Source organism: Selenomonas sp. AE3005, assembly GCF_000686945.1.
In the GTDB taxonomy this organism is placed as follows: domain Bacteria; phylum Bacillota; class Negativicutes; order Selenomonadales; family Selenomonadaceae; genus Selenomonas_A.
Genome location: NZ_JMME01000001.1, coordinates 120,131 through 139,416, shown reverse-complemented (window position 1 = coordinate 139,416; position 19,286 = coordinate 120,131). Strand labels below are relative to the sequence as shown.

Genomic DNA, 19,286 nt, shown 5'->3' with positions numbered 1-19,286 from the left:
TATTATAGCCTTCTTTCGTTTCAGCTTTCCAACTGCTTGCTTTTGTAGGTTGGAATCATGTGTTTCAACGTCTTTAGGATTACCTGTTTGTCATTTGTATCTTTGAGTATCTGCAGGCTTTGCTGCAGGTCGTTTTCGTCCAAAGGTTGAATCTGCGCCTTGAAGATTTTCTTGTGTTTGGTACTGGTTGTTCCTTCTTCACTGGTCAAGAGTTCTTCGTAGAGCTTTTCGCCAGGGCGCAGGCCAGTATAGACGATTTTTATGTCTTTATCAGGTGTCAGGCCATGGAGTCTTATAAGGTCTTCGGCCATGTCCTTGATTTTTACCGGCTTGCCCATATCAAAGAGGAATACTTCGCCGCCTTCGGCCTGGCTGCCGGCCTGGAGGACTAGCTGTACTGCCTCGGGAATGGTCATAAAGAAACGTGTCATTTCTTTGTCGGTGACGGTTACCGGGCCGCCGGCGGCTATCTGCTTTTCAAAGAGCGGTACTACACTGCCGCGGCTGCCGAGAACATTGCCAAATCTTACGGTGACAAACTTGGTGTTGCTGCGCTGATTGATTTCCTGCAGGACAAGTTCTGCCGTGCGCTTGGTTGCGCCCATGACACTGGTGGGATTTACGGCTTTGTCGGTGGAAATCAGCACAAAAATTTCAGCATGGTTTTTATCTGCTAATTCCGCTACATTTTGTGTGCCGAATACGTTATTACGGATGGCTTCATCCGGCTGGATTTCCATTAGCGGTACGTGTTTATGGGCTGCGGCGTGGAATACCACCTGTGGGTGGAACAGTTTAAATACTTTGGCCATACGCTCTTTGTCAGTGATATTGGCGATGACCGTGTGATAGGCCTGTTCCGGGAATTTACGCTTTAATTCCTGATGGATTTCGTAAATGCTGTTTTCGCCGCGGCCTAAAAGAATTATCTCCTTGGCACCAACACGGCTGATTTGTCTTGCTATTTCCGAGCCGATGCTGCCACCAGCACCGGTAATCAGCACGGTTTTCCCGGCAATGTAATTGGTAATCTTGGCAAAATCCAAATGAATAGGTTTGCGGCGCAACAGGTCTTCGAGGCGGATTTCGCGCATTTCCCCCATGCCAACTTCATTGGAAACCATTTCGTATATGCCAGGCATAATGCTAACTTTCGCCCCGGTCTGACGGCATTTGCCATCTATATGACGAATGGTGTCACCGTCTGCCGAAGGGATGGCGATGACGATTTCATCCACCTTATTGGCTTTTACTACCTGCGGCAGTTCGTTAACCGTCCCCAGAATAGGAAAACCTGCCAGTCTACCATTTCTTTTCTTTTCATCATCATCGACAAAGCCGATGATATTCGTGGTGGCTGTGGCATTCTGCTCAAGCTCTCGCACCAGCATAGCCCCGGCATCACCAGCACCGACAATAAGCACGTTATTACGGTCACCTTTGGATTCAGTGACTAGATCAATGTTTACTTTGAACATCAATCGGCTGGTACCAATCCCTCCCAAGGTAAAAATCCATGTAAGGATAGCAATGCTGCTTGGCATAGAGTTACCTTTCATTACTGCAATGGTAAATACCAACGCCTGTGAAAGAGTTACTGCACCGATAAGCGCCACTAAATCACGCAAACGAGCATAATGCCAGATACGATGATACATGCCATAAAAGTAGAATATCGCTAGGCTTATAAGTAATATCCATGGCATGCAATCTTGTACTGTCGTCAGTTCTGCCACAGGTAAGCTGCCTTCGAATCGCAAAAGCAAGGCAAATATAGGCGCTATTGCCAAAATAATTGCATCTATCAATATCAATTTGAACTTTTCGCGATACGCTTGAAAAAAACTCACAGTACTTACATCCTTTTCTATTATTATTCAGTCTTCATTTTCCTCATTGCATACTTACAGCAGTGTAATACCAAATTAGTAACAGATATCTTTTGGTATCTTTTCAGCTATGCAACTTTTTTGAATTATTCTAACTGATGCAGTGGCATACCCTATGTTTGCTACTTTTATACATTTTTATGTCTGTCAGGTCGTGCTTGTCCCCAACAAACAACCTATATTTTAGCACACTAGTTTTGCAATGTCTATTACACTTATATATTTTAATAAGTATATAATGTATTTTGCATTCATTCAAAAAATAGCCTTCCATGTAGCTACGTTTTAGAATTGCTACTATGGAAGGCCAAAAAAAAGACTGCGAAGAATCATTTGGGATTCTTCACAGTCTTACATAGTCCTTATCTTATTTCTTGCCCGTGCTGCCGCGCTTGGTCATGGGGATTCCCTGCTTGCACAAGGGGCATTCATCCGGTTTGTAGGTTTCTACGTCCATGTGCAGGAGGACGGTACAGGGGACGTCACCGAAGTTTGCTTTGCCGCCGCTACGGTCTACGAACATACTGACAGCTACGGGGATACCGCCGTGGGCTTTTACTACTTCAATGACTTCCTTAATGGAGCCGCCAGTAGTGACAATATCTTCCACAATCAGGCAGCGTTCACCTTCATGCAGGGAAAAGCCGCGGCGGAAGGTCATTTTGCCATCAACGCGTTCGGTAAATATGGCTCTGGTGCCCAGGGCCTTGCCGGTTTCATGGGCCAGCAGTATGCCGCCGGTCACGGGGCCCACTACGGTTTCAATGTTGGCGTCCTTAAATTTTTCGGCCATGGCCTGGCAGAGTTTTTCCGTGTACTTCGGCTGCTGCAGGACATTGAACTTTTCCACATAGTGGGGGCTGTGCAAGCCTGAAGTCAGAAGGAAATGACCATCCATAATCGCCCCGGTTTCAATCAGTAATTCTTTTACTTCTTGTTCAGTCATCTTTATTTTACATTCTCCATTTCTTTGATAATATTTTCAGCAGCCAGTACAGGATTGTCTGCGGCGTAAATGGGACGCCCTACCACCAAGTGGCTGGCACCGTTGCTGAGAGCCTCAGCCGGGGTTACTACCCGGCTTTGGTCGTTGGTATCACTGCCAGCTGGTCGGATTCCCGGAGTGACGATGAGGAAATCATCACCGCAGGCCTCACGAATCAGGGCAGCTTCCTGCGCTGAGGCCACTACCCCATCGAGTCCGGCTTTCTTGGCCAGTTTGGCATAGCGCACCACCGCACTCTTAATCTGTATGGCCTGCCCCAGACCTTCCCAATCCTCCTGATTGATACTGGTCAAGACTGTTACAGCGATGAGTTTAGGACATTTTATGCCCATTTTATCAGCCTCTGCATGCATTCTGTCCACCGCGGTTTTCATCATGGTATAGCCGCCGCTGGCATGGACGTTGAGCATAGTCGCGCCCAGACGCATTAAGGAGCAGATACCACCGGCCGCAGTATTGGGTATGTCATGGAGTTTTAAGTCCAGAAAGACATCCTTGCCCTGCTGCCGCAGCCAGGTTACTACAGGCGCTCCGACACTATAGAATAATTCCATACCTACTTTGTAATAGGACACGCTGTCCCCTAATTCTGCTACCAGTTTTTGCACGTCCTCCATGGTATGAAAATCCAGAGCTGCTATTAACCGTTCGTCTGCCATAACCGGGCCTCCTAAGTCTGTTGTAAATATAATTGGTTAAATTTCTACGGCGCCAACAATCTCCTGTACACTTTCGATGTGCTGCCGGGCCAGATAATCATTGAGCCCATCGCAAATCTTCATGGTCACGGCCGGGTCGGTGAAATTCGCCGTGCCTACGGCCACCGCACTGGCACCAGCCAGCAGGAACTCCGCCGCATCTTCCCAGGTACTGATACCGCCCATGCCAATGATGGGCACCTGTACAGCCTTGGCCACCTGGTACACCATCCGCAAAGCCACGGGCTTTATGCAGGGGCCGGACAGGCCGCCGGTAATGTTGCCCAGGGTTGGCTTGCGGCTATGGATGTTTATTTCCATGCCCAGCAGGGTGTTGATGAGAGATATCACATCAGCACCTGCCGCCTCTACGGCTTTGGCCATGGTGACGATATCCGTCACATTGGGCGAAAGCTTCAAAATAACGGGCTTTTGCGTATGCGCCTTGGCCTCTCTGACCACCGCTGCCGCAGCCTTGGGGTCCGTGCCAAAGACAATGCCGCCCTCTTTGACATTGGGGCAGGACACATTAAGTTCAATGGCCGCCACTTCCGGCACATCAAGCATTTCTGCCAATATACCGTACTCTTCCACCGTACTGCCGGAGATGTTGACAATTACATTCATGTCATATTTCGCGATACGGGGGAGTGTTTCCTGCAAGAAAATTTCCACGCCGGGATTTTCCAGACCGATACAGTTAAGCATGCCCTTAGGTGTTTCCGTAATACGCACGCCGTCGTTGCCCCGGCGTGGTTTTAAGGTAGTGCCTTTGACCATCACACCGCCGAGGCGTGACAAGTCAACAAAGTCGGCAAATTCTTCACCAAAACCGAAGGTGCCGGAGGCGGTAAGTACCGGCGTATTCATATATATCCCGGCAATGGAGGTGTGCAGGCGCTTATCCTGCATGTCAATATCCTTACTCATGACAGGTCAAACACCTCCTCCGCCCAAAACACGGGGCCGTCCTTACAGACTTTTTTCCGCTGGCCACTGGTAGTATCAATAGAACAGGACAAGCAGGCTCCCAGGCCGCAGCCCATGCGCTTTTCAAGTGACACCTGACAGGGAATGTTATGGTCACTGGCTATTTTTGCCACGGCTTTCATCATGACTTCCGGGCCGCAGACCAGAACTAAATCATAGTCATTTGCCTGCAGCAGCTTGGGCAGAACCGTCGTGACAAAACCCTTCTCACCGTATGAGCCATCGTCTGTCGTGCAATATACACTCTGTACATGTGGTGCATAAATATCTTCCCAAAACAGTTCACGCTGCGTGCGGCCGCCCATCAGGACGTCAGCTTTGCCGGCAAAGGCCGCGGCACAGAACAGCAGTGGCGAAAGCCCCATGCCGCCGCCCACGAGCAGCGGCCTTTTGGCCTGCAGGCTAAAACCGTGTCCGAGCGGGCCGAGGACATTTATCTCCTCTCCGGGCTGCAGGCTGGAGAGTTTTTTTGTCCCCTTGCCTACTACACGGTAGATAAAGGCCACGCTGCCGGTTTGCAGGTTCACTTCCGCAATGCCCACCGGACGGCGCAGGGTAAAGGCCCCATCCGGCACTTGCAGCTGAACGAACTGCCCCGGCTCTGCCTCCCGGGCAATTTCCCGGGCCTCGACTTCCATACGCCATACGTCTTTGATTAGTTCCTGCTGGGTGATGATAACGCCTGCAGCGTCCACCTTAGGCAAGGTCGTCACCTCCGCCCACATAGTCCTGAATAGCGAGGGAATATACCAGACGGCGCTCGCGCATGAAGGACAGGACGCGCATAACCTCCCAGGCAGTATCGAGAGACGTCAGGCAGGCAATGCCGTGTTCCACAGTCGCCCGGCGAATCTTGAAACCGTCCTTCATGGAGTGCTTGCCCTGCGTCAGGGTGTTGATAACCATGTGAATCTTCCCGGTTTTAATCTTTTCGATGATATCGGAGCTGCGCTCATGCACCTTGCCCACTACTTCCACATCGATACCCATGGAGGCAATAGCCTTGGCCGTACCTTCCGTAGCAGCGATGTTAAAGTCAAGTTCGGCAAAAGCCTTGGCCAGCTGTTTCATTTCTTCTTTGTCCTTATCGGCTACCGTAAAGAGGACGCAGCCCTTAGTGGGCACGTTGATACCGGAGCCGACAATGGCCTTGTACAGGGCGCGGGCATAGTGATAGTCAATGCCCATGACTTCGCCCGTGGACTTCATTTCGGGGCCGAGGGCGATATCCACATCGGTCATTTTGGCGAAGGAGAATACCGGCGCCTTAACAGCCACATATGGTTTCGGCGGTACGAGCCCCGTGCGGTCGCTGACTTCTTTGAGCGACGCGCCGAGGGCAATCCGGGTGGCCAGGTTCACCATCTTGGTGTCCGTAACCTTGGACAGGAACGGCACCGTACGGCTGGAGCGGGGGTTCACTTCGATGATATAAACTTCATCGTTAACCACTACGAACTGAATGTTCAGCAGGCCTTTGACATGAAGAGCCACAGCCAGGCGCTTGGTGTAATCAATAATGGTATAGAGCACCTTGGAGGGCAGCGTCTGCGGCGGATACACGGCGATACTGTCACCAGAATGCACGCCAGCGCGCTCTACGTGTTCCATAATGCCAGGAATCAGCACGTCCATGCCATCGGAGATAGCATCAACTTCCACTTCCGTGCCCTGCATGTAACGGTCCACCAGTACCGGATGGTCAGGCGTAACCTTTACCGCCCGGCTCATATAGTCACGCAGCTCGGCCTCATTGTAGACAATTTCCATGGCCCGGCCGCCCAGTACGTAGGAGGGGCGCACCATGACCGGATAGCCGATGTCTGCCGCACCGCTGATGGCGTCTTCGAGGTTGGTGACGCTGAGGCCGCGCGGCCGGGGAATCTGCGTCTGCGTCAGTACTTCGTCAAAGCGTTCCCTGTCCTCGGCCCTGTCGATATCGTCAACCGAGGTGCCGAATACTTTTACTCCGGCTTTTTGCAGGGACGCAGCCAGGTTGATAGCGGTCTGGCCGCCAAACTGGACGATAACGCCTTCGGGCTTTTCCTTGTCGATAATGTTGAGTACATCTTCCGTAGTCAGTGGCTCGAAATAGAGTCTGTCGGAGATGTCAAAGTCTGTGGATACAGTTTCCGGGTTATTGTTGATGATGATGGCCTCAATGCCCATTTCCTTCAACGCCCAGACGGAATGTACCGAACAGTAGTCAAATTCCACGCCCTGCCCGATACGGATAGGACCGGAACCGAGGACAATAACCTTGCGCTTATTGGATACCTGTACCTCATCCTGCTGGGCACGGAAGGTCGAATAGTAGTACGGCGTAGCTGCCTCAAACTCAGCCGCGCAGGTATCTACCATCTTGTAGCAGGGCATAATGCCCATGCTCTTGCGCGTGGTGCGGATTTCGTCCATGCTCTTGCCGGTGATTTCGGCAATGGACACATCGGACAGGCCCACACGTTTAGCATTCTGCATCAGGCTCGGCGTCAACGGTTCCTGTGCCAGCTTGTTTTCAATGTCGGTAATGTTTTTGAGCTTGTTGATAAACCACTTGTCAACTTTGGTAATAGCATGGATTTCGTCCACCGTAGCGACGCCGCGGCGCAGGGCCTCAGCCATGACGAAAATGCGTTCATCGTTGATACGCTGGAGATTTTTCTTAATGCGTGCGTCATCCCAGGCGTCCATCTTGCCCATGTGCAGGCGGTTAACGCCGATTTCGAGCGAACGCAGGGCTTTTAAAAGCGCCCCTTCAAAGTGACGGTCAATGCTCATAACCTCACCGGTGGCCTTCATCTGCGTACCCAAAGTCTTATCGGCATAGACAAACTTATCAAAGGGCCAGCGCGGGAATTTCACCACGCAGTAGTCCAGGGCCGGTTCAAAGCAGGCTTTGGTCTTTTGGGTAACAGCATTGGTGATTTCATCCAGCGTATAGCCGATGGCGATTTTGGCCGATACCTTGGCGATGGGATAACCTGTAGCCTTCGAGGCCAGTGCCGAAGAACGGCTCACACGGGGATTTACTTCGATAACATAGTATTTATTGCTCTTGGGGTCGAGAGCATACTGCGCGTTGCAGCCGCCTTCAATGCCTAGTTCGCGGATTATTCGCAAGGAGGCACTTCTGAGCATTTGATACTCATGGTCAGTCAAGGTCTGGGACGGTGCCACAACGATGGAGTCACCGGTGTGCACGCCGACAGGGTCGAAGTTTTCCATGTTGCAGACGGTGATACAGTTATCATTGCCGTCGCGCATAACTTCGTATTCGATTTCCTTCCAGCCGGCCACGCTGCGCTCGATAAGCACCTGGCCAATCAGGGAGTAATTAAGCCCCTTGATGACGATATCAATGAGTTCTTCTTCATTCTCAGCGATACCGCCGCCGGTGCCGCCCATGGTGTAGGCCGGGCGCACAATTACGGGGTAGCCGATTTCATTGGCAAAATCCACGGCGCTGGGCACATCTTCCACAATGGTGCTTTCGGGGATGGGTTCACCGAGTTTTTCCATGGTTTCCTTGAAAAGTTCCCGGTCCTCGGCCTGTTCGATAGCCTTTAACGGCGTACCTAAGAGTTCTACATTATATTTTTCCAGCACACCGCGCTCAGCGAGCTGCACGGCCAGGTTAAGGCCGGCCTGGCCGCCCAGAGTGGCCAGCAGGCCGTCCGGGCGCTCCTTGGCGATGATTTCTTCCAAAAATTCCGGGGTAAGCGGCTCGATATATACCCGGTCAGCAATGTGCGTGTCTGTCATAATGGTAGCCGGGTTGGAGTTTACCAGTACAACTTCCAGCCCCTCTTCTTTTAAAGCACGGCAGGCCTGGGAACCGGCATAGTCAAACTCTGCCGCCTGGCCGATGATGATAGGGCCCGAACCAATGACCATTACTTTTTTGAGATTTTCCTTCTTGGGCATTATTTTTCTCCCTTCAACATCGTCCAAAATTCATCAAACAGGTACATATTATCATCCGGTCCCGGTGAGGCCTCAGGATGATACTGCACGGAGAACAGCGGCAATTCTTTATGGCGCATGCCCTCCACCGTACCGTCATTGACGTTTACATGGGTAACTTCGAGCGGCAGGCCCTGCAGGGATTCCTCATCTACCGCATAACCGTGGTTCTGCGAGGAAATCTGTACCTTGCCGGTTAAGAGATTCTTCACGGGCTGGTTGGAACCGCGATGGCCAAATTTCAGCTTGTAGGTTTTTGCCCCCAAAGCCCGGGCAATGAGCTGATGGCCCAGGCAAATGCCAAAGATGGGCTTTTTGCCGATGAGCTTTTTGATTTCCGCCACGATTTCCGGTACATCGGCCGGGTCGCCGGGGCCGTTGGAGAGGAAAATCCCGTCCGGATTCATCGCCAAAATGTCCTCGGCCTTGGTCGCTGCCGGCACCACCTGCAGTCTGCAGCCCAGATTGTGCAGGGAGTTCAGGATATTCTGCTTGACGCCAAAATCCATGGCCACAACCAGTGGCGCATTTTCGCTCTCGGATTCCATGGTGTAGGTCTCCGGCGTGGTAACTTCCATAACCACATCGGTTTTGATGGGCACAGCCAGCAGTTTATCAATTTCCGCCTGACTGGCATCCTCAGGAACAATAATGCCCTTCATGGTGCCGGCGGAGCGAATTTTCTGGGTTACAGCCCGGGTATCCACATCATAGAGGCAGGGGATATTCTGACGGGTCAAAAACTCGGCCAGACTTTCCTCATAATGCCAGTTGCTGCCCTCAGTGCACAGCTCGCCGATGACGAAACCGCCCACAAAGGCCTTACGGGACTGCATGAAAATATCAGCAATGCCGTAGTTGCCCACCAAGGGATAAGTTAGCGTCAGTATCTGGCGGCAGTACGAGGGGTCCGTAAGACTCTCCTGATAACCTGTCATACTGGTATTAAAGACAACTTCGCCAGTGGCACGGCTGTCATTTAACAGCTGGCCGTAAAAAACACTGCCGTCCTCTAGGATCAATTTACCCTTCATGTAAACACCTCATTAGTCTATTAGTCGTTGGTCAAAACTTCGCCGTCCTGCATGACGATTTGGCCCTTCACCACAGTCAGTACAGCCTTGCCTTTGAGTTTGCGCCCGGCAAAAGGACTGTGACTGCCTTTCGTATAAAATTTCTTTTCATCGACCTGCCACTCGAGTTCCGGGTCAATAACCGTCACATCGGCAGCGGCACCTTCTGTCAGCGTGCCGGCGGTCAGGCCCAGCACCTTGGCCGGTTCATAGCTCATCTTGGAGATAATAGTAGAAAGTTCCAGCTTGCCGGCATGATATAAATCCGTCAGCATAACGCCCAAAGACGTTTCCAGCCCGGGGAATCCGCTCGGAGCGTAAATGTACTCCCTGTCCTTTTCTTCCTGGGCATGGGGGCTGTGGTCAGTGACGATGGCATCGATAGTGCCGTCCTTCAGCCCTGCCAGAATCGCCTCACAATCCGCCTGGGCACGCAGGGGCGGATTGATTTTCGTTGACGTGTCAAAAAGGTTCACGCACTCTTCCGTCATGGTCAGGTGCTGCGGCGTAGCCTCAGCCGTCACCTTGACACCGCGTTTCTTGGCCTGACGTACCAGGTCTACAGAACGGGCCGTACTGATATGGGCCACATGCACCCGGGCGTCAGCGTACTCAGCCAGCAGGATATCACGGGCCACCGCAATATCTTCTGCGACTGACGGACGGCCCTTAAGGCCCAGCATGGCACTGCGGTGGCCTTCGTTCATCACACCATCTTCCACCAGTGTCGGCTCTTCCTCATGATTGATAATGACCTTGTCGAAAGTGTGCAGGTAGTCATAAGCATTCAACAGCACCTTGGCATTGCTGTCAAAATGGCCGTCGTCAGAGAAAGCTACAGCACCAGCGTCAATCATATCGCCCATTTCAGCCAGTTCCGCACCGGCCTGTTCCTTGGTCACAGCGCCGATAATTTCCACATTGACTACGCCCACGTCAGCAGCACGCTGTTTGAGGCTGCGCACCAAAGCTGCCGTATCCACAACCGGTTTGGTGTTCGGCATGGTGCAGATGGTCGTAAAACCGCCGGCTGCCGCTGCCTGCGTACCACTGGCAAAATCTTCTTTGGCCTCCTGCCCCGGCTCACGCAGGTGTACGTGAATATCGACAAGCCCCGGGGCCACTACTTTACCGTCCGCCTCATAAACTTCGTCAGCCTTGTCCTGGATTCCTTTAGCGATTTTTATAATTTTCCCATCTTCAATGAGCACATCAGCGGTTTCATCAAAATTTGCAGCCGGATTGATTACGCGGCCGCCTTTAATTAAAAGTTTCATGCCTGTTTTCCTCCCGTCAGCACCAAGGTAAAGAGCGCCATGCGCACGGCCACACCATTCTGTACTTCTTCCTGAATGGCTGAGTTCTTGCCATAGGCCGTAAACGGAGAGATTTCCCAGCCTTTATTCATGGGGCCCGGGTGGAGAATCAGCACATCGTCCTTGGCCAGCTGCAGCCGCTTGTCATTCAGGCCGAAAATCCGCGCATATTCTCTGGTGGTCGGGAACAGGCCGCCCTTCATGCGTTCGAGCTGAATACGCAGGACTTCGATGACATCAGCATTGGCGATGGCGTCCTCAATGCGCTCGTGCACCACAATGCCCGGTTCTTCGTACAGGAATCGCGGCAGCAAGGTCTTGGGGCCGGCGATATGCACTTCCATGCCCATCTTGCGCATGCCGTAGATATCGGAACGGGCTACGCGGCTATGGAGTACATCACCGATGATAGCGACCTTCAAGCCTTCTAAATGCCCCTTATGTTCCTGAATGGTGAACAGGTTAAGGAGTCCCTGGGACGGGTGTGCATGGGCACCGTCACCGGCATTGAGGATAACCGGACTTACTACCCGGCTGGCGTACTCGGCTGCCCCTTCGGCCTTGTGGCGCATAACGATGGCGTCCACACCCATGGCCTCAATCGTGTAGAGCGTATCACGCAGGCTTTCGCCCTTGACGATACTGCTCGAACCAGCGGTGATGTTTACCACATCGGCCCCCAGATACTTACCGGCCAGCTCAAAGGACGTACGCGTGCGCGTGCTGGGTTCGTAAAACAGGGTGACAATGGATTTTCCCCGGAGGGCAGGCACCTTCTTGATATCCCGATGGATGATGTTCTTCATTTCCTTGGCCGTTTCGAGCACCAGCCGAATTTCCTCAGGGCTGAAATCCTCCAGTCCCAAAACATTCTTCCCACGCAGGGATAAAGTGTTTTTCTCCAAGTCATTCACTCCTTAACAGATTAACAGTAATAATTATACACTAATCTCGCATAAACATTCAAGGAGAAATCCATTGTCTTTTAAAAAACCTTGCATATACCAAAAAAGAGCTTTCCTATGCGTATGCATAAGAAAGCTCCAGTTTACTTAAACTTACAGCTATGCCAGGTATAAAACTAACAGGCTCCTCTTATGCGTATCGCGGTACGCATTTTAAAAAGGCAATGTATTTGCTTGTCCTTGAGCAGCTCTCGTCTGCTTTGTTAGTTATTATAGCGCGTCATAGGCCAAAAGGCAAGGAAAATCTCAGAGCGCCTTTTCAATTCTGGCGCCCCCCACCAGAACATCACCGTCGTAGAACACTACGAACTGTCCCGGTGTCACGGCACGCTGTGGCTCAGCAAAGTCCACCTGCAGCATGCCCTCCGACAGTTTTGTTAAGGTTGCCTTGGCCTCACGTTTGCCGTAACGAATCTTGGCCCAGAGCACCTGACCGTCCGTCACATCGTTAATCGCAATCCAGTTGGCGTCGCTGGCTAAAAGCCCCTTGGCAAATACGGCCTGATTGCCGCCTACCACAACTTCATTGCGCTCCGTATCAAGGCGATTCACATACAATGGCTCCGGGGCCGCAATGCCCAGCCCCTTGCGCTGGCCAATTGTGTAAAGCGGCACACCTTCATGACGGCCCAGCACCTTGCCCGTGCCGTCCACAATATTGCCCTTGTGCAGGCATTCCGGCCGGTGCGCACGCAAAAAGGCCTTGTAATCATCATGCGGCACAAAGCAGATTTCCTGACTTTCGGCTTTATGGGCCACAGGCAAATCCATATTTTCCGCCAGTTCGCGGACGTGTTCCTTGGTCATGCCTCCCAAGGGCAGTAAAATATGTGCCAGCGATTTTTGCGGCAGGCGATGCAGGGCATAAGACTGGTCCTTATGCTCGTCGAGCCCCTTTTTCACCACATAGCGGCCATTTTCCAACTGTTCCACCTGGGCATAGTGACCGGTAGCCAGATAATCTGCCCCCAGCTCTAAAGCCTTGTCCAGCAATAAGCCGAACTTCATGGAAGGATTGCACATAACACAGGGATTCGGCGTCCGTCCTTTAGCATATTCGCTGAGGAAATACTCGATTACATTTTCCTGAAACTCTTTGCGGAAATCTACCGTATAATGTTTTATGCCGAGTTTGTCCGCCACCCGGTGGGCATCAATTACACTGTCAGGCAGTTCGCCGCCCGCCAAATCCAAAGCGCCGCCGCGCCCCTCTTCTGATAACAGCATGGTAATGCCGATAACATCGTAGCCCTGCTCGAGCAGCAATGCCGCCGTCAAGGAACTATCAACACCGCCGCTCATGGCCACGGCTGCAATTTTCTTACTCAATATATACACCTTCCCTGCTTTCTTTTAAAACCTACTATTTTACTATATATTATTTTTGCACTTTCCTCAATACCCTGTGACGTCATTAGCAGGATTTTTCAGAACTCTTGCAGAAAAAAACTGTATAATAATTCGTATAGTAAAATTTTCTTTCACCAAAGGAGGCATAATTATGAATCCCAAGGCCATGTTTAATATTTCCTACGGTCTTTACGTCCTCACAGCCAATCTCGATGGCAAGGACAATGGCTGTATCATTAACACTGTCACCCAGGTTACCTCCGACCCCAATCAGATTACCATTGCTGTCAACAAAAGCAACTACACTAGGGATATGATTGCCGCCAGCAAAAAATTTACCGCCTCCATCATCAGTCAGGAGGCCAATTTTGAACTGTTTAAACGTTTCGGATTCCAGTCAGGGCGCGATACTGACAAATTTGCCGGTTTTTTTGACACCCAGCGCGGTGCTAATGGCTGCCGTATCATCACAGAGGGCACCAATGCCTATATCGCGGCTTATGTTACACAGGAAATCGACCTGGGCACCCATAGCCTCTTTATTGCCAGTGTCACGGATATGGATGTACTGAGCAGCACGCCGGCTGCCACTTATAGTTACTATCATCAGAATATCAAACCGAAACCGCAGCCCGTGCAAAACACCTCCGGCAAAACCATCTGGCGCTGCACAATCTGCGGCTACGAATATGAAGGAGATGAACTGCCGGCTGACTTTATCTGCCCCCTCTGCAAACACCCGGCCTCAGATTTTGAAAAAGTAAATTAAATATTAAATTGCTTTTTGACAGTAAAAGAGTTCTTAAAATTATCCCGTCAATCTGTGCACAGGGTTCACGGGGGAGTAATTTTTCTGCCTCCGCTAAACGACACACTTCGGAAAATAGCACTGTCCAGTTACCTGCGCCGGGCAGGCCAACGGCGCTCCTTTCAGCGTAGTTGCTTAGTGAGTGCCTACAGTGTGCCGGCCTTCGCTGCGCTCAGGCGGTCGCTCCCCGCATAAAAATCACTCCCCCGTTCGCCCCCAGCAACAGTCTATTCAATTGCCACGATCCCGTTGCTCCCGTTACAAGAACATCGATGTGCTTGTTACCTGTCACTGCGAAATAATCATTTTACACGGACGTCACTTAGGGCGGAGGTGGTGATGCTTTTCGCAGTGGAACGACTGTCCGAACGCAGTGAGGACTGGCCCACAAACAACAGTTCCTGGATACTTTGATGAATAATCGCGCCGCTGGCCTGCCCGGCGCAAAGTCGCTAAAAAGCCCAGTCGTTTGCTGGTGGGACATTTAGTGAAACAGCGAAAAGTATTACCACCTCCACCCGACTGCGCTGTAACAAATAAAACAAAGCAGGCATTGACTGTCAAACTACAATAAAAACCCAAAGGCCGTTGACCAAAAAGTCAACGGCCTTTTCCTGTAATAAGGGAACTCTCCCTTGTTTATTCGTAACGCAATGCCTCGATGGGGTCGAGCTTGGCTGCTTTCCTGGCCGGGTAAATGCCGAAAAACAAACCAATCCCCACGGCAAACATAAAGGACACCACAATCGGTGTGATGGTTATAACCGTAGTAAAATCCCCCAGCTGGGCAATAACCTTGGAGGCTATACAGCCCATACCGATACCGATAATACCACCGATTATGCCGATAACCATGGACTCTATCAAAAACTGCGTCATGATGTTCATAAAGGTCGCGCCCAAGGCCTTGCGAATACCAATTTCCCGGGTGCGTTCCGTAACGGACACCATCATGATGTTCATAATGCCAATGCCGCCTACTATCAGCGATATGCCGGCAATAGCTCCCAGGAGCAATGTCAGCATGGCGGTGGACTGATTGACTGTTTCCATCAAGCTGGTCAGATTTCTGACATTAAAGTCATCATCTTTGCCGGCCAGGATATGATGACGGCTGCGCAGGAGCGTTTCCACTTCGGCCTGCACCTGATCCATTTTTTCCTGATTAGTCACCTGAATGTTGATGGACTGCACGTATGTAATACCAAGCATACGTTCCTGTGCTGTGGTCAGCGGCACGTAAATCACATCGTCCTGGTCCTGCCCCACGGAGGACTGACCTTTCGACTCCAACAGGCCGATTACCTTGTAAGGCTGGTTATTGATACGGATATTTTTGCCCACAGGATTTTCCTTGGCAAAAAGATTGGACGCCACCGTAGTACCGATTACCGCCACACGGTTACGTTTATTCATATCATCCGTGGACACGAACGAACCGTAGCCAATAGTCAGGGCGCGGATGGACATGAATTCCGGCGTTACCCCCTGCACGCTCGTTTTCCAGTTGTTGTTTCCATAGACAACCTGATAAGACGACGACACTGACGGGGATACATAATCAATGTTCTTGATTTTGTCCTTAATCGCCTTGGCATCGTCATATTTGAGCGTCTGCATGGAACCGGCCGCGCCGCGGACACCGCCGCGGTTGGAAGAACCAGGGGAAACAATCAGCATATTGGAGCCCAGGCTGGCGATGGAATTGGTAACGTTGCTGCGTACACCCATGCCTACGGATACGAGAGCGATTACCGCTCCTACACCAATGATGATGCCCAGCATGGTCAAAAGGCTGCGCATTTTGTTGGCGTAGAGGGACGTCAATGCCATCTGAAAACTTTCTCTAAATAACATCCATCACCACGCCCCTTCCTTCGTCACGAGTTATTTTGCCATCACGCACCAGCAGCTGACGGCTGGCACAAGCGGCAATTTCCGGCTCGTGGGTGACGAGAATAATTGTGCGCCCCATGGCATGCATCTTCTGGAATATCTCCATGATTTCCTTGGTAGATTTCGTATCGAGATTACCTGTCGGTTCATCGGCCATGATGATATGCGGGTCATTGACCAGTGCCCTGGCAATGGCCACGCGCTGACGCTGACCGCCCGACAGCTCATTAGGCTGGTGACCGGCTCGGTCCCCCAGGCCGACAGCCTCCAAAAAATGCATGGCCTTTTCGAGCCTTTCCTTACGCCCTACACCTGAGTATACCAAGGGCAAAGCCACGTTTTCCAGGGCGGAAATACGCGAGAGCAGGTTAAAGTTCTGAAAGACAAAGCCGATTTTTTTATTACGCGTGATGGCCAGCTGGTCATCACTGAGGCCGGCCACTTCCTGACCGTCAAGTTTATACGAACCGACAGTCGGCCTGTCCAGGCAGCCCAAAATATTCATCAGCGTGGACTTACCTGAACCGGAGGGCCCCATCAGGGCGGCAAATTCGCCCTGATAGATGTTGGTGGTAATGCCATCCAAGGCCGCCACGGTTTCACCGCCGATTTTATAAAGTTTCTTTATATCCTTCAGCTGAATGGTGGCAGTGCGTGTTTCTTTATTTGTCATCGCATTTTTACCGCCCTTCTCACATTGGAGGTGGCCCCCCCCGATTGCTGCTGTTTTTTTTTGCGCTCGACGCAGTGGTCTTAGCCACATAGGTGCTGACCACGTTTTCCCCTTCGGACACACCATCCAGGATTTCCACATACTCGTCGCTGTAGATACCCGTAGACACATAACGGTTTTCCTGACTGCCGTCCGCATTTTTCACGATAACATAGGAACCGTTAGCATCTGTTTTCAAAGTAGAAATCGGCACTACCAAAGCGTCCGTCTTTTCCGCCGTGTTGATTTCCACGCGGGCGGTCATGGACGGCAGCAGCTCGTTATTCGGGTCATCTACATCCAGTGTCACATAATAGTAAATAACGCTGGCCGACGAAGAACTGCTGCTGGAGGAACTGCTGGACGTGTTGATGTTCCAGGAGTTGCTGGTATCCGTCTGGGAAATCTTCGATACCCGGGCGGTAAAGGTTTTACCGGTATAGCTGTCCACAGTGAAGGTTGCGGACTGCCCCACCTTCACATTACCGATATCCGTTTCATCGACCTTGGCCAGTATACGCTTGCTTGACAAGTCAGCAATACGCATGATGACCGTGGGGCTGCTGTTGCCCTGTACGGCCATGGTACCGGGAGTCTGCGGCTCGCCTACTACCACGCCGGACATCGGTGCCACAATGGTCATTTCGTTCATATTGGACTGGGATTCAGCCAGCGAGGAAACCGCTGTATCATAGCTCATTTTGGCGTCTTCCAGCTGCTCCTGGGTGTCAGCGCCAATGCTGTACAGGTATTGAGCCCGTTCATACTTGGATTTGGTATTGTTAACCTTATACTGGGCCTGATTACGTTTTTCTTCATAATCCGTAGCGTCCAGTGTAGCGACAATCTGACCGGCGGTCACGGTATCATTTTCCTTGACCAGCACATTTTTTATCCGGGCCGTTACCTTGGAGCTTACCTCGACGGAATTCACTGGGCGAATCGTCCCGGTAGCCGAAACGGTGGATTTTAGATTCATTCTGGTGACGGGCGTGGTTTCCACGGCAGCCGCCTGTTTTGCAGCCTGTTGTTGCGTGTAGTAGTTATAGCCGCCAGCGGCACAGGCTGCCACCAGCACCACGGCAATGGCGGCTTTTATCTTCCAATTAAGTTTCATTTAGCTACCTCATTTCCTGCCAGTTCTTCTGCTACCTTACGGGTACTGGCTGCAGACGCCTCCGGCGCCGTCCCTGTCTGTGGTACAGCCATAACCTTATCGACATTTGTTTCAAGCTGGGCAGCTGCCGCTTTTTCCTCTGCGGTCAGCTCCATTCCCATGGCATTTTCCACAGCTGCCTTGTAGCGTGCATAGTCATACTGGGCGCTGATATAGTTAAGACGTGCCTTTGACAAGGCCTCCTGAGCGTCGATGATATCGAGCATCAGCCCTTCACCGGCCCGGTATTTTTCCCTGGCGATAAAGGCATCTTCTTCCGCCTGATGAACAGCGTCCTGCGTGGAATTAAGACGTTTTTCCGCCTCGCGCATATTGTAATAGGCCTGCCGCAAATTATAATCAACCGTTTCCTGGTCTTTCAGCAAGGTCAGTTTCGCTACGTCCAGCGCCGTCTGTGCCGCTTTTACCTGCGCGCTGGTGACACCGCTGTCAAAAATATTCCATGACAGCCCCACAGTTGCCGAGGCACCATAATCATTAGTGCTGGACGGATTGAACTGATTGGACTGATTTACTCCCAGCGACAGGTTAAGGCTCGGCAGATAGCCGGCCTTGGCTGCTTTGACCGTCTGCTCCTGCTGGGCCAGCTTGTTTTTATCGATAAGCAGGTCTTTGCGGTTGTTATACGCGTAATCAATACAGCCGCCCAGTTCCTTATCAAAGCCCACATAACTGAAATCCGTGGTAAGATTCAAGGGTTCACTACGGTTGATATTGATATAATTGCGCAGCGAGGCCAGACTCACCTCATAGCTGTTTTCCGCTTTAATCAGATTCTGCCGCGCGTCACTCAGTTCCACCTGTGAGCGGATAACATCAATACGGGCTTTGGAACCGGCCGCATAAAGCTGGCTGACATTCGTAAAATGCTCCTGATATTTATCCACTGTTTCCTGACGCACAGCCACGGTTTTCCTGGCCTCCAAAGCGTCATAATAGGCCTCGATAACGCTGAGTTTCAAATTCTCCTGCGCGCGCTGTGTTGTCAGGTCAGCTGCCTCCATACCGAGTTCCGCCTTTTTGATATTGGCCTGATTCCTGCCACCGCTGTACAGAGGCAATTTCCCCGTTACCCCGATACTATTGCTGTCACGGCGCTGGGTGTCCTTGCTTTTGCTCGTACTGAGGCTGTCAGTGGCCGTCACACTGAAACCGTTATTGCCTTTGGCCTCGTCCAAAGCATATTTCGCGGTGTCCTCCCCTTTTTGGGTTATTTTCAGACTGGTATTTTGTGACAGGGCCATATTGATGGCGTCCTGCAAACTCAAATCCGCGGCCTGCGCCCCGGGCATGGTCAGCAGCAAAGCCGTAAACGTGCCGCCTGCCTTTATCCAACGTGCCAATTTCACGAAGATTCCTCCTCAATTATGTTATATCCATACATTATCATATTTTACCATATTTTTATTTTGGGGTGGAGTAAAATGTATGATATATGATAAG

The 19,286-nt window shown here is 51.4% G+C and carries 15 protein-coding genes; 1 reads left to right on the top strand and 14 read right to left on the bottom strand.

What is annotated here, in order from left to right:
* Positions 1-20: 20 nt before the first annotated feature.
* The 10 genes from DL94_RS0100650 to mnmA form a co-directional block, all read right to left on the bottom strand.
* Complete coding sequence (locus DL94_RS0100650; protein WP_231464422.1) at positions 21-1,736, bottom strand: polysaccharide biosynthesis protein; 1,716 nt, start codon at positions 1,734-1,736, stop codon at positions 21-23.
* A gap of 520 nt (positions 1,737-2,256) precedes the next feature.
* Entirely contained in the window at positions 2,257-2,835 is a 579-nt protein-coding gene (pyrE, locus tag DL94_RS0100645) for an orotate phosphoribosyltransferase (RefSeq protein ID WP_028128474.1), read from the bottom strand.
* A gap of 2 nt (positions 2,836-2,837) precedes the next feature.
* On the bottom strand, positions 2,838-3,554 hold the full coding sequence (gene pyrF, locus DL94_RS0100640; RefSeq protein WP_028128473.1) for an orotidine-5'-phosphate decarboxylase: 717 nt from the start codon (positions 3,552-3,554) through the stop codon (positions 2,838-2,840).
* Between the two features lie 36 nt (positions 3,555-3,590).
* Positions 3,591-4,523 carry a dihydroorotate dehydrogenase gene (locus tag DL94_RS0100635; protein WP_028128472.1) on the bottom strand — a complete coding sequence of 311 codons (933 nt, stop codon included), beginning with the start codon at positions 4,521-4,523 and terminating at the stop codon, positions 3,591-3,593.
* On the bottom strand, positions 4,520-5,308 hold the full coding sequence (locus DL94_RS0100630) for a dihydroorotate dehydrogenase electron transfer subunit (protein ID WP_028128471.1): 789 nt from the start codon (positions 5,306-5,308) through the stop codon (positions 4,520-4,522). Before DL94_RS0100630 ends, DL94_RS0100635 begins: the two co-directional genes overlap by 4 nt.
* A complete protein-coding gene (carB, locus tag DL94_RS0100625) occupies positions 5,280-8,507 on the bottom strand; it encodes a carbamoyl-phosphate synthase large subunit (protein ID WP_028128470.1) in 3,228 nt (1,075 codons plus the stop codon). The genes DL94_RS0100630 and carB overlap by 29 nt, the downstream gene beginning before the upstream one ends.
* Entirely contained in the window at positions 8,507-9,580 is a 1,074-nt protein-coding gene (gene carA, locus DL94_RS0100620; RefSeq protein WP_028128469.1) for a glutamine-hydrolyzing carbamoyl-phosphate synthase small subunit, read from the bottom strand. Before carA ends, carB begins: the two co-directional genes overlap by 1 nt.
* Positions 9,581-9,600: 20 nt before the next feature.
* Positions 9,601-10,896 carry a dihydroorotase gene (locus DL94_RS0100615; RefSeq protein WP_028128468.1) on the bottom strand — a complete coding sequence of 432 codons (1,296 nt, stop codon included), beginning with the start codon at positions 10,894-10,896 and terminating at the stop codon, positions 9,601-9,603.
* Positions 10,893-11,840: an aspartate carbamoyltransferase catalytic subunit gene (locus tag DL94_RS0100610; protein WP_028128467.1), complete on the bottom strand. Its 948-nt coding sequence runs from the start codon at positions 11,838-11,840 to the stop codon at positions 10,893-10,895. Before DL94_RS0100610 ends, DL94_RS0100615 begins: the two co-directional genes overlap by 4 nt.
* A 306-nt stretch (positions 11,841-12,146) precedes the next feature.
* A complete protein-coding gene (mnmA, locus tag DL94_RS0100605) occupies positions 12,147-13,229 on the bottom strand; it encodes a tRNA 2-thiouridine(34) synthase MnmA (protein ID WP_028128466.1) in 1,083 nt (360 codons plus the stop codon).
* A gap of 172 nt (positions 13,230-13,401) precedes the next feature.
* Between mnmA and DL94_RS0100600 the strand changes: the two genes are divergently transcribed.
* Positions 13,402-14,019, top strand: coding sequence for a flavin reductase (locus tag DL94_RS0100600; RefSeq protein ID WP_028128465.1), 618 nt, complete (start codon positions 13,402-13,404; stop codon positions 14,017-14,019).
* A 678-nt stretch (positions 14,020-14,697) separates the two neighbouring features.
* On the opposite strand, the gene DL94_RS0100595 is transcribed toward DL94_RS0100600, so the two are convergent.
* Genes DL94_RS0100595 through DL94_RS0100580 form a run of 4 tightly spaced genes read right to left on the bottom strand, consistent with a single transcriptional unit; the run spans position 14,698 to position 19,192 of the window.
* Entirely contained in the window at positions 14,698-15,915 is a 1,218-nt protein-coding gene (locus tag DL94_RS0100595) for an ABC transporter permease (RefSeq protein ID WP_028128464.1), read from the bottom strand.
* Complete coding sequence (locus DL94_RS0100590) at positions 15,905-16,627, bottom strand: ABC transporter ATP-binding protein (RefSeq protein WP_028128463.1); 723 nt, start codon at positions 16,625-16,627, stop codon at positions 15,905-15,907. Before DL94_RS0100590 ends, DL94_RS0100595 begins: the two co-directional genes overlap by 11 nt.
* Positions 16,628-16,646: 19 nt before the next feature.
* Positions 16,647-17,783, bottom strand: coding sequence for an efflux RND transporter periplasmic adaptor subunit (locus tag DL94_RS0100585; RefSeq protein WP_028128462.1), 1,137 nt, complete (start codon positions 17,781-17,783; stop codon positions 16,647-16,649).
* Positions 17,780-19,192: a TolC family protein gene (locus tag DL94_RS0100580; RefSeq protein WP_051586226.1), complete on the bottom strand. Its 1,413-nt coding sequence runs from the start codon at positions 19,190-19,192 to the stop codon at positions 17,780-17,782. The genes DL94_RS0100585 and DL94_RS0100580 overlap by 4 nt, the downstream gene beginning before the upstream one ends.
* Between the last annotated feature and the right edge of the window lie 94 nt (positions 19,193-19,286).